The organism is Alteromonas sp. AWQ4_252, assembly GCF_056158205.1.
In genome coordinates this window covers 625,564-638,582 of the sequence record NZ_JBSWSV010000001.1, presented here as the reverse complement: position 1 = coordinate 638,582, position 13,019 = coordinate 625,564, and the positions used below count along the sequence as shown (strand labels likewise).

Here is a 13,019-nt window from a genome sequence, read left to right as displayed (position 1 = left end):
TAAAAGGTGTCTCAGCGATTTACAGAAGAATTTAAAATACAAGCCGTTAAACAAGTTACCGATCGAGGTTATTCGGTGGCAAGTGTGTCTGAGAGGCTGGGAGTGACTAGCAGTTCGCTGTATAACTGGATAAAAGCCTACGGCCCAGACAGTGAAGAGCATAAGCAATCTCAAGAACAATCCGACCGAATTAAGCAGCTAGAAAAAGAGCTTAAACGCGTAACAATGGAACGCGACATCCTAAAGGAAGCCACCGTATTTTTCGCGGGCGAGTCAAAGAAAAATACGCGTTCATAAAAGCCAGGCTCAAGAATTACCCAATAAAACTCATGTGTGAAGCACTCTCAATACAACGAAGTGGCTTTTATGCATGGGTGGATAAGCCGAAATCAAAGCGACAGTTAGAAGACGAGCGCCTGATGGGGTTAATTAAGCATTCTTGGCTAGAAAGTGGCTGTGTCTATGGGTACAGAAAAGTCACGAGTGACCTTAAGGATTTAGGCGAAGCTTGCAGTAAGCACCGTGTAGCTAAATTGATGAAGCTAGAAGGTATAAAGGCACAAGTCGGTTATAAAAAACATAAAGGCCACTTCAGCGGCAAGCCTGCGGTTGTTGCCGATAACGTGCTTGATAGGCAGTTTACGGTTGCTACACCGAACAGATACTGGGTCACTGACATTACCTACATCCGAACTCATGAAGGGTGGCTCTACCTCGCCGTCGTTTTAGACTTATACTCTCGAGCTGTTGTTGGTTGGTCGATGAGTTCTCGCATGGAATCAGAACTCGTTACTCAGGCACTGCTAGCAGCAGTATGGCGAAGAAAGCCCAACAATGAAGTGCTCATACACTCAGATCAAGGGAGTCAATTTACAGGCTATGAGTGGAGTGACTTCTTAACAGAGCATAATCTCAAGGCCAGCATGAGTCGTCGAGGAAACTGCCACGACAATGCCGTCGCAGAGAGCTTCTTCCAACTACTTAAGCGAGAGCGAATAAAGAGAAAAATTTATACAACACGTGAACATGCAAGAGCCGACATATTCGATTATATCGAAATGTTTTATAACTCTAGACGCAAGCATGGTGAAGCGAATAATATGCCTCCACTGGCTTATGAAAAGCTAGAAGAATTCAAACGAAAATCTGTCTAGTAAAGTCTGGTCGATTCATTAAAATATATTCAGTGCTGGTGAAAAGTTCTTACTATTAACTTAATAAGGTACATAATAGTGAGGATGTTGAAAGTAAAGCAGCACCCCGAAAGAATTACCTTGACGCATGCTATTGAATGGATTCCTTAATAGTGTTTTTTTGTTTAATTTTCATCATATTAATTGAGGTCGATTTTTGCGTTTTTACTTGGAGGTAATTTGAATAAATCAAGTTCTTTGCTTTTTTTGCAATAAGAAGGTACTGAAACTTTTATTGCACCGGTTGCAGAATAGACGTAAGAACATTTTTGTAAGACCTTTAAACTAACAGTCACAGGTACATTATCGACTGAATATAAACCGAGGTCTCTGAACTTTAAGTGTCTGCCGTTTCCAAGATACAATTCCTTGACTTCTTCTTTATCGATGGTGACTGCAGCGAAACTTCCGCTAAAAAAAGTATCTTTTATTTCGTGTAAGCTTTCATTGCCTGAACTATAAATATAAGTGTCAAATGTATGGCTAGGGTTTGAAGACTGGGACTTAACGACAATTGCTGTTGAGTCGCCTTGACCTTTTATAGATTCAACATTCAGTACGCTCTCCGCAAATCCCTTTACGGGTTCAAAAACAGACATAAAAGGAGCATGTCTAGCGTTGTTACCAATTTGTCTAACAATTAAAGTTGGTGTCGTTTTCGGTGCAACATTTAAATTATATGGAGACACGTTAGTTCGCAGTGAATTTGGCGGAGCATCAACGGAATAGATAGTTCTACCCTTTTGGCCGATCATCCACATGTTCATTTGAATGTTATCAATACCATTTTCATCAAGCAGATGCCAAGTTGACTTAAAGTCATCGTCAGTTCTGTATGATTTAACGTTCTTAAAAAATGTATAATTTAGTGACTCAGTGTTCTCCAAAGCTTCAATGTACTGTTCACTTGTTCCGACTGCCTCAGTTGATATCGAGGTTGTACTGCCGAGATTGTGATAAATATAATCGTTGTCTGGCAGATTTGAACGAAAGATATCAAGATAAAAACCGCCTAAAGGTGTTTTTACAATTGCAATAAGACGTTGTTTCTCTTCTGCAGAGACATCAATAAATTGAAAGTTATCTGAAATACCAACTGAACTTGCGAGTTGGTCTTCTGAAACAGCCGGATCCATGCCGTTAACTTTTATTGGACCAAATCTATATCCAGGCACTACGGTGTTAGCTGCAAGTGGTCCTGAGTAGTAGTCGTAGTCTTCGCTCCAGTATGATTCATAGGCTTTAGCGTTGGGAGCTAACGCCCATCCAAATCCATACAGTTGCATAGCCAAGCCGTTAGGGGACATATGGTCTTGTCCGTTATGACCACCATAAAGCGTTGCCATCATTTCATAATTGTTATCAACATCGTTTTTTAGAATTAAGTGTCGGTGATGCTCTGAATATACACCTTTTGTTTCTGTTTTGTTGATTGATCTTCCTTCAATAGGGAGGTTTAAAATTAGATCTACAAAAGATAGGTTGTTACGGCTGTAGTGTTTGTTCTTAATTGCTTTTGTTAATTCCGATGCAACATCTGACGCAGATTTCATGTCACCAGTTTGCAAATAATATGTATATAACCTTTCAAAGAGTCTTATGGGCGGCGGGCCTCCTCTACCATCACCAAACACTACTAAATTCCCTCGGTGATCTAGCCAATTTGGTATCGCAAAAGCTGCTTTCTTAAATACCTTGTTTCCTTTTAGAATATCAGTCCCTGTATGTAGTATCGGTATTGCTAAATCTAATAGTGATGCGAGCGTCTCAACAGAATAAACGGGTGATTCATGCCATAAACCAGTAACTGGATCATATCCGTCAATAATTTCTGGTATAGCTCGATGAAATTTTGACGATTTTGTTGTAAAAAACTGCAAGTAGTGTTGTTTGCCCTTACCATCGGCATAGAAATCATCGTCTTCTAGCGCAAGAATTATAGGGACAATGCTTAGCCATGTGTTTACGTTCCAATTTCCGTCAAGAAAGCCGCGTACCATGGCAATGTCAATAAATCTTTTAAAAACAACTCTGGAAATCTCTTCAACATTCTTATTTATCTCGATAGCATGTTCAGCTGGGTTGTTAGCTAAGTAATCAAATAAAAAGTCATAAATTATTGCAGCTTTACCTCCTGTTAAATCATGAATAACTTCCATGTCATAGTACCCACCGATTCCACCTGCTTCGTATCCGCCCGGACCGCCTAAAGACTCATTTGGATCAATTGCTGGCTGCATGTAATAAGTACCTAAAATCCACTGCCAATATATATCTCCAGCAAATTTTGCATAAGAATCATCTTGTGTTAGCCAATATATAAACGCTGATTTTTTAGCTAATTCGAGAATCTCTTCATTATTGATTCGAACCATATGACCTGTTTCTTTATATGGAATTAACTCAAGAAACTGATTTCTCATAGGGCCATTGCTGTAAGTAGTCCTTTTTTCTAATGGTGCGTTCTTATTTGCATTCCATTTTCGCATCCCTGGATATCTCACGGTTGGAACAGGTGCATTTCCTTTACAATAATCATACATTTGTTTGGCCAGATATACTTGCGTGCACCTTTCTCCATTTTTCCAATACATCGACATCCTCGAAAGGATCCACTCCGGGTCATACTCGTGCCGCGTAACATATGGTTTGATTTCTTCTAGAATGTTGGTTAATGATGATTGAGCCCAATCAAAGCGGTCAAGCTTTTCTTTAAGTTCCTTTCTTGCGTTGTCATCTATGTATATTTGGGGATGTGTTACATCTACCTGATATTCGCCCCTTAGGGTAAATGCAATTTCCTTTGTGGCTTCGAGTCCATTAAGTGATACATGGGCAGTAATTTTTACAGTACGGTCTTTATTAGCAGGTCTTTCGATTACTCGACCCTCATTGGTAATGACCTCTGGCTCAGAAGAGAACCATTTCACTGTTGCTCCATTTGGTAGTACTAGAGGTAAATCAATTGCGCTGAATATTTTTTCATCATTAAGTGATGTTAAGTGCTCAAGAGTTTTACTCAATACTTTTTCAGTTGGTAAGAACTCTACTAATAAGTAGGGTTTCTTTTCTGAATCGCTAGTACTTGAAGAAATAAATTTTGTAGAATTTTGCGTGTTCATCCCATCGATTATCAGATAGAAAGTTTTTTTATGTGAACTATTTAAGCTTACGAATTTCGTAATATCGACGCTTATTTTCAGTTCTGAGTTAGGGACTGGTTTTAGAATATCTGGCTTAGTTTTAGTAACATTATAGAAGTGAGAAGGATGAATATCGCCTGGTTCTTCAAAAATCCAAATTTTTAAGTTTGTACTTTGCGTGGCCAGTTTGTATAAATTGAGTTTAACTTCGGACAGTGTGTTAGTGCTCATTTTTCCTGGAATGTTAAAATGGAGTTTCACAACTTTATTTCTACCCACATGTAAATTTTCGTCTTTAAATAATGAGTATTCATTTCCAAGTAGTTCATAATTGATTTCTTCAGAAGCATCTATTCTGTGAACATCAGCTTCAACTGGCGATATAGTTAGAAAGGTAATATAGATAAACAACACATATTGATAAAAAAATCGTTTCATACTCATGTCTAAATTTTATAGAAAACCGACGGGCTCTATTCGAGCCCAAAATTACATTGCGAGGTTAATCACATTAGATATCTCACAGAAAGACTGTAAGTAGGACCAAATGTGCCGATGTAGGTGAGTCTGTCTCCAAAATTATAAGCTTTTTCAAAGTCTTTATTTAAATTTAAAGCTTCAAAAGAGAATTGGAGATTTTCGCTATAATCATAGCTCATTGATAAATCGAGTTGGTTTCTAGCATCCAGGCGTGTGCCTGGACGAGGGTTCGTTAGACCTGCGTGATAAGCATTGTAGTAAGCCCCGGAATAAAAATCACTACGATGATTCAATGCCAGCCGCGCAGAAAATGGCCCCTTCTCATAATAGGCAATTAAGTTATAGGTAGTTTCTGAAGAGCCTAATAGTGGAATATCTTCGTCTGGATTCTTCGCATCAAGTTTAGTGAGGTTTGTAACTATGCCAAACCCGTCAAGTGGTTCTGGTAAAAAGTCGAATGCTTGGCTATATGAAAATTCCCAACCTGTTATTTCAAGAGTTCCATTCGTTACTCTATTTCGTAGAATATTCCAAATTGTGCCTTCTGCATCCACACAGTCACCATTCGTCGCTTCGTTAACTATTGCAAAGTCAAAATCTGAAGGGCATGAAGATTCGGTTCGAACTTGGTTATTGATATCTTTTGAAAAATAAGCAACCGACACTGCGCTTGCTTCGGAGAAATACCATTCGGCGCTGAGATCAAACTGATTTGCAGTTAACGCTGGTAAGTCGATACTACCCTCTCTGACTGTTACTGTATTTCTCCCTAAAGAGTCAATTGACTCACTTAAAGTACGGTTAAAAGACGCTGACCCGCTAATAATAGGTCTGACTAATACTTTACCTGCTGCAGCTCTGAGTACAATTTCGTCAGTCAGGTCATAGGCCAAATTCAAACTAGGTAATAAATTATCGTAGTCGAATTGAGTTGTGACCGCAGAAGTTGCGCCATTAATAGTGTCAGTGGTATTTACTTCGCGCTCTGTTTTTGCGTAACGAATGCCAATATTTCCACGAAGCTGGTCCGTATGAAAATTGATTTGTGCATAAGAATTAAATATATCTCGATTAATTTCATAGAAATTCCCAGTTCGAGGATCTCCTTCAATTACATTCTCTGGATTTCCAAATTCGTCAAATGCATCTTCAATGTTTGCTAAAACATAAGTAGAAAACCCGGTCACCTCTCCACTAGTTAGATCCGAAATTATGTCATAAGCTTCTGAAATGTCTGGAAATGGAGAGTCGAGTCCAGTGAAACGACCGATATGCCAAACTTTTTCTGTTCGCAATGTTTGTGCTCGATATTTAACACCAAACTCAATACTTGTTAAATAGTTCCAACCTGGGTCGTAGGTAAAATCCAGTTGGCCGGCTGTTTCGTCAGTTTGCTGAGAGAATGGAATTGCACCGATATTGTTGTTTAGTAGGTTTTCATTTGACCAGGAAGATGGTTCAGAGATTGGGTTTAGACCATTTGAAATTAAAGTGGGACTATTGCTATCGAGATATACTTCAAGGTCAGTATTAATACTTACCACTCGGTTATACTCATGTTTGTCTAATTCGCCTTCTGTATAGTGTACGACTCCTTTCACTGACAAATCTTCTGTTGCTTGCCAAGTAAAATCCCCTGTCATCGCATAGCTATGACGATCTTCTAAGTTGTTGGTGTTATTACCCTCGACCTTTACATTTTCGACTAGTAAGTTCGGATAATATCCATCAACTGAATTCATAAGGGTAATAGAGCCGGTACTAAAAAATGGAATAAATTGCTGAAGATGTATATCACGTTTGTCTATTGCGGCTACTGCAGACAAGTTAAATTCCAACGACTCATATGGTCTATATTGCAATGCACCACTGAATAGGTTTCTCTCAATAGAGTTAGTCTCCCTGCGTAATCTAACTCTCTCAGGTCTTTCAACAGGTTTGCCATCGACGTAGTCAATCGATGAATCATTATCTAAATCTAGCGCAACCCAATTACTTGCGTACATTGCATCGTATAAGGTTTCAAGCTCCTGGTAGCCAACATTAATACTGTAGCCAAACTTATTATCATTTGATTGATCAATTAACGTAAATCCAAAACTTGGAGTAGTACTACCAAAATCAACATTCCTGGTCGCGTCGGCTTTGACCAGAACTCTCCGTCCATCAAACTGCAGTGGTTTAGCCGTTGATATGTTGACAGTTCCAGATAAGCCACCCTCATCAATGCTGGCCATTGGCGTTTTGTATACCTGAATACTCGAGGCCAATTCTGATTGGACAATGTCATAGCGAAAACCTCCAGTTACAGCGGCAGCTGCAAACGTTTGGCCATTCAATGTTGTAGCAGCATATTCAGGACCCATTCCCCGTAAGCTTATTCTTGCTCCTCGCCCTCCGTCGCGTTCTATTTGAACACCAGCAATTCGTTGAATTGATTCAGCAATATTTTCGTCTGGAAGACTTGAAATATCATCAGATGAAATTGCATCCATGACCCCAACTTCTTCCCTTTTCATATTTAACGCACTAATAACACTACTGCGTACTCCTTTCACAGAAATGATTTCTATTTCTTCATCTCCAGTGCCATCCGCCGTATCAGCAACAGAATTTGTAATATTTCCCAGCAACACGGAAGTTACAGCAATCGCGGCGGCCGTTTTATTTTTTTGGATTTGTAAGCTTTTCATGTAAACCCTTGTGTTGTTAACGATAACATTAAAGCATGCTACATGCTGTTTTGGTTAATTGTCAAGTTTTTGTTAACGAAATGATGTTATTGTAAAATTATGTTTTTTATGATCTTTATAAAATTTATTGTCGTGGGGATAAAGGTTTTTAGTTTCGTTCTCAGTTAACGTTATCATTTTGGGGGTTGCTGAAGCCTAGTGTTCTGTATGAATGATTATTGGGGTAACCCGATTGGATTGTGCATCGCTTTAACGCATTTCAAGCCATGTCTTGACTGCGAGAAAGTAGTGCTAGCGACAAGTGGCTAACAAAAAATCATCACTGACAAATACTGACATCTGCAGTGGCATAGTGCATTTGGCCATCTAATTAGAGCTACTATGAACAACATTAGGTGACAAAATGACTAAGGAGAAAGGCCCAAGGTCAGTCCTGAATTCAGACTCGAAACTGCACCGCTGGTGGTCGATCAAGGGTACTCACATTCAGAAGCTGCCGATGCGATGGGTGACGGTTATTCAACGATTGGAGAGTGGGTTCGCTAATTTCACGAAGAGCGACAGGATAAAATACCTCAGGCAACGCCGATGACCGAAGGGCAGCACGAAATCCGCGAATTAAAAGAGCAAGTTGAATATGTAAATGGTAGGTGAGCGGACTAGATTGAACTGAGTGATCGGAACGGGCCGAAATATGCAGCCATGTGGAAACCATACTACTGAATATTACGTCGGCCAGTGGATGAGAAGTGCGGCCTGGAGGGCGAGGCGAAGTTCTCTTCTGTGAGAATTTAGTCACTATTCCGAGTGCGGAGGGGAAAAATAAAGGTGACCTTGAGAACTGAAAGCAATTCCATGCTCTGCTACTACAAAAACAGGTTGGAATTAAAACACCTACATGTTTGTGGCTTTGCATAAAGATAAAATCCGTCTGCGATGAATTACATAATGCCGGTATAGTTTAGTTACTTGCTAATAGCTCCCAAGTCACATTCATTGGCCTCTCGCCTTTGTGCTCAGCGTAAGTAACCTCACCGTAAAACATGAACGGGGCGGCCGTTTTTCCTCTTAACTTATTTTCTCTAACGAACAAGTATACTCGGCTATCCATATTCTGGTGCTCTATGATCTCCCTGCCACGTTTATTGTTTGGAGAAGTGCTATTTTGAGACTGCCAGTGAAAGTGTTTTTCGTCTATGAAGTAATCATGGTACTGATGGTCGCTACCTTTGCCCTGTTTGTTGAGTGTGACTAACAATACTTGTACGTTCTTTTCATTAAGTACTACATGGCCAGATTGCCAATTTCCTGGATTAAAAGCTTCGTTGAACAAGGGCGGAATGTCTTCGCGCATAAACTCTTGGCCAGCAAACAGATCGAGCGGGTCAACTTTCCCTCTTAGTCGCGCAAACGTCACCATGTCTTCACTGGCTATTACATCCGTGTAGTCAGGGTGGGCGGCTCTAAGCGTGTATGTTCCATCAGCGTTTTTAAGTACTTTCCGAAGTAGGTATTGGTTATCTCCAGCCGTGTCTTGGCGTTCTATGGCTACCGTGGAATTAGTAATACTCCCGGCGTTGTTAGGTGTAATTTGCTCTAATAACAGGTAATCGCCGTCATATATTGGGTTCTTACCGCCATTCATGGAGTTGCCCGATGCTCTGGCAATAAAATGTTTATTGGTGTCTAAATTGCCAAAGCCACTTGGCGCATTGACCATTTCAGATACGCCGGCGTTGCCGGTTTTGAAGTGACCGCATGCAATTTTGATGTCGGGAAAATACGGCAACTGTGTTGCTTTAGGAAAGTGAATAACATTTGCTGTGTGGTCGGATGCCGGTAATCGACTTTGTTTGTATGCGGCTAACCTTTGAGCCACGACCTCTTTGGTCATGCTGGCGAAAGTATCACTGTGCTCGGCTTGAATGGTTTGATTAAAGCTGAATAGTTGATTGGCTTTAGTAAACCATGAAATTTTGGATTCGGGTTCCTCGGTGCACCAAAACTTTATTGGATTACTTAGCCAGTGGTTCTTCCAAGCGGTTTTACTGATTTCTTCAATTTTCTGTTTACTATCGGGTAAGTCACCCAACCAAGCCGGATTATTCTTGTACCACTGTCTAGCCCATTCGGCTAAGTCTTCAAAGCTGCTTTGTACTAGGAAGGCATGATGCTCAATTAGCGTGTCGAGCAATACGAGCTTGTATGATTTTGAAAGGCGTGTAACGGCTAAATCCTTGAACCATTGAAGGTGTAATTCTAATACTTCTAGCTCGTCGGCCGAGATATCCCCTTTGGCATCTACGAATTCCCACCAGGAGCCACGGTTTCTGCGAAGCTTGTCGATGCTTGCGCCGCTATTAAAAAATTCAGTATAGGTTGGCCTTCGGCCTAAGGTGGACTTTAACTTGTCGTATTGAATATCTAGTTGGTCTTCACAAAGGCTCGCTAGGAAATCTATAAAGTCTAAATCGAAGTTTACGTAACAGCCATCGGGTAATAACTGCTGCGGGTTTTTCGCTAATTCCACCAGTTGTTGTCGGTTTTGCGGTTTATTGGTAAGCCCTGCAAACAGCATTTCAGGGCGGTTTAAAAAGCAATGGTGATTACCTACAAAATCCAGGATCACCAGTTTTTCTTTCCCTTCACTTTGGCGTAACCCCCGTCCCATCTGCTGTAAGAAAAGAATCTTTGATTCAGTAGGTCGCAATAGCAGAACCGTATCTATTTGCGGTAAATCCATACCCTCATTAAATAGATCTACAGAGAACAGTACATTAATTTCACCTGTACTCAGTTGCTCTAACGCTTCACCTCGGGTTAGTGCAGAATCTGAATGCACACTGGCTGATTTAACACCGTGCTCGTTGAAGTAATCGGCCATATAATCGGCGTGTTTCCGTGACACACAAAATGCTAACGTCACATTCTGAGCTTTTTCTTGCCATTCCTTCAATACATGCTTTGAGCGTCCTTTCGTTGCCAGTTTGTTGGACAACTTTTCAGGATCGAACTTACCGTTTCGCCAGGGCAGGTGCTCATAATCGACTTCTTTGTCGAAAATACCAAAGTAAGTAAAAGGGCATAATACCTGTGCTTTAACACCATCGAATAAGTCTTGCTGATAAATTAGGTTATTATCACAAAGCTTAAGGATGTCACTGCCGTCGGTTCTATTTGGCGTAGCGGTTAGCCCCAGCATGAAGTTAGGTGTAAAGTGTTGTAACAGCCTTTGATACCCGTTGGCAGCGGCGTGATGAAACTCGTCAACAATAATGAAATCGAAAGTGTTAGGACCAAACTTAGTAAGATGCGCGGGTTGCCCTATGGTTTGTACTGATGCAAACAGCAAGTCATATTCTACATCTTTCTGTTTTCCGCTAAATCTACCCACTTTTTTATTGGGTAAAATTTTTAAGAAGCTCGCTTCGGCTTGCAGTAATATCTCTTTTCGGTGTGCCACAAATAGTACTTTCTTGGCCTTAAAATTCGCCACATCAAAAGCTGCCAAGTAGGTTTTACCCATGCCGGTAGCAAGTACAACTAGTCCTTTGGTAATGCCTGAATCTCTGGCTTGCAGCAAAGCCTCTAATGCTTCAATTTGGTGTTCTTTGGGCGTAGGGATTTCATGCTCTTGTTCATCAGGAAGTGCAGCCGATGAATACAAGGGCGTTATTTTCCTGGCCTTTTCGTAACGTTTTTCGTATTCGGCTATCCAATCGAATGTCAGCGACGTAACCTGTGGTAGCTCTAATAGGTAATTGTACTGCTCCCGGATTTCCTTGATTCGAGCGATCGATTCGAGATCGTTGTCATTGGGGTAATCGATACGATAGTTCCATTCAATTCCATCGGTCAGCGCCGTCTTACTGATATTGCTCGAACCGACAAACGCCCGCGCTGAAGCCAGGCCTTGCTCGTCGTTTCTCACAAAAATGTAGGACTTTAAATGAAAGCTGGTGGCCTGTTTGCTTTCGTAAATTCGAATATCTGCACCGCGCTCTTCTAGCAGCATTAAACGCTTTAAAGCCTGCGGCTCAGTGATATTCATATAGTCTGAGGTGAGCAGTGAAAGTTTCACATTCCTCAGTGAAGAAGCCATCGCATCTTCAATATCCTCAATGATCAGGTTAAGACCTGAGTTACGAATAAACGATACGGCAATTTCGATATTAGTGGCTGTCTTAAGCGCGTTTCGAATTTCGTGTAGAAGATAGTGTTGATCTCTACCTGTGATGAGATAGTTGACGGCCGTCATTTGTTTACTTCACGCATTAATTCAACAGTAACCCATTTCACTTCTTTACGGCTTAAGGTGTCTTCGGTTGGGACTGGATTCAAGTTTCGAGCTACTAAGGCATTCTTGTTAGTGAGAACTTGTAGTGCTTCATAACTTACGGGGTACATTGGGCGGTTTTCGTCACTAGGGCCGAACCGCAGGCTTATATAAATCCGACCGTTGACTGAAAGCAGTTCCGCAAGGCGAGTTAATGCTTCGGGTCTGGTAGCCTCTGGTAAATGCATCCAAACAGCAGAGAGTAATATTAAATCAAACTTTTGGTCAGAGTGAGGGAGTTCTTGTAAGTCAGGTAAGCTAGCGTGACTCCATCTAACATTTGAATGGGAGTTTTGCTGTGCAAGCTCTCTTAAGGTATCTGCAGGCTCGGTTGCTATAACTTGCCATCCTTGTTGCGCCAGCCAGTTTGCATCTCTGCCGCTGCCGGCACCTACATCTAATGCTTTGCCAGGTGTTACTGTACCAAGAAATGCTTTCCAATCGTTGTGCACATCTTCAGGATTCACCGAATTATATAGCGAGAAGTAGTGCTGGGCTTGGTCGCTGTAATGCTGAATAGTTCTTTTCACAAGCTAAAGAATCCTTTCTTAGATAATGGTTAAGATAACCTAAACCAAGTACGTCCGCTAGTGGGGGACTTTGCCGGCAATTTTATGTGAGGAGACAGAGATGCCATCCCTTTCTTTGAAAACAACCACGATTACCAAGATTAGATCCTCTAGGTCGCTATCAAAGCCGAAAACCAACACTCTGGAAACAGACCTAGGCAAAACTCACTTCAAACGAGCATCAAATTGAAATGGCAATGCTTTAGCCTATGCCTTAATAGCATTAAAGTCTTTGTGGGCGGGGTTTGATAAAAGGCTATTGTCATTTGTTGCGATCGTACTGGGAACCTGTAAAGCCACGCTTGGAGCTTGTTTTAGCCACTGGTCGCCTATTGTCGCGGTTTCCGTCGGAGCAGGGTCTGCCCGCCAGTTATCGGGGAGTGTGTCTAAACGCATTATTTGATTGATGTTTAAAGTGACTTCAAGAAGTGTGTAGTGCTGCAATAATTCAAAGTATTGTAAATGCACCAGCATGTCCGGTTGCGCCAGCGCTTCGGTTGAAGCGCAATAGACACACGCTTTGCCTTTACTGTTGCCATTGCCTGAATGTGCAAGAAAAGTAGATTTTTAATTCTTTTCGCAATTATGATGACGGCGATTCTGCT

General features: G+C 41.1%; 5 protein-coding genes and 1 pseudogene. 1 reads left to right on the top strand and 5 read right to left on the bottom strand.

The window, feature by feature from the left end:
- Positions 1–6: 6 nt before the first annotated feature.
- A protein-coding gene (locus ACXACM_RS02755) for an IS3 family transposase (protein ID WP_474819640.1) occupies positions 7–1,154 on the top strand; the annotation gives its coding sequence in 2 pieces (ribosomal slippage) (positions 7–247 and positions 247–1,154; 1,149 coding nt in all).
- 179 nt (positions 1,155–1,333) lie between these two features.
- Here the strand turns inward: ACXACM_RS02755 and ACXACM_RS02750 are convergent.
- The 5 genes and pseudogenes from ACXACM_RS02750 to ACXACM_RS02730 all read right to left on the bottom strand — a co-directional run.
- Entirely contained in the window at positions 1,334–4,774 is a 3,441-nt protein-coding gene (locus ACXACM_RS02750; RefSeq protein WP_474819639.1) for an immunoglobulin-like domain-containing protein, read from the bottom strand.
- 68 nt (positions 4,775–4,842) lie between these two features.
- Complete coding sequence (locus tag ACXACM_RS02745; RefSeq protein ID WP_474819638.1) at positions 4,843–7,509, bottom strand: TonB-dependent receptor; 2,667 nt, start codon at positions 7,507–7,509, stop codon at positions 4,843–4,845.
- Between the two features lie 961 nt (positions 7,510–8,470).
- Positions 8,471–11,767, bottom strand: a complete 3,297-nt coding sequence (locus ACXACM_RS02740) for a DUF3427 domain-containing protein (protein WP_474819636.1) — start codon at positions 11,765–11,767, stop codon at positions 8,471–8,473.
- A complete protein-coding gene (locus ACXACM_RS02735) occupies positions 11,764–12,375 on the bottom strand; it encodes a class I SAM-dependent methyltransferase (RefSeq protein ID WP_474819635.1) in 612 nt (203 codons plus the stop codon). The genes ACXACM_RS02740 and ACXACM_RS02735 overlap by 4 nt, the downstream gene beginning before the upstream one ends.
- A 246-nt stretch (positions 12,376–12,621) precedes the next feature.
- Positions 12,622–12,936, bottom strand: a pseudogene (locus ACXACM_RS02730) (RES family NAD+ phosphorylase); the annotation flags it as partial.
- Positions 12,937–13,019: the final 83 nt, after the last annotated feature.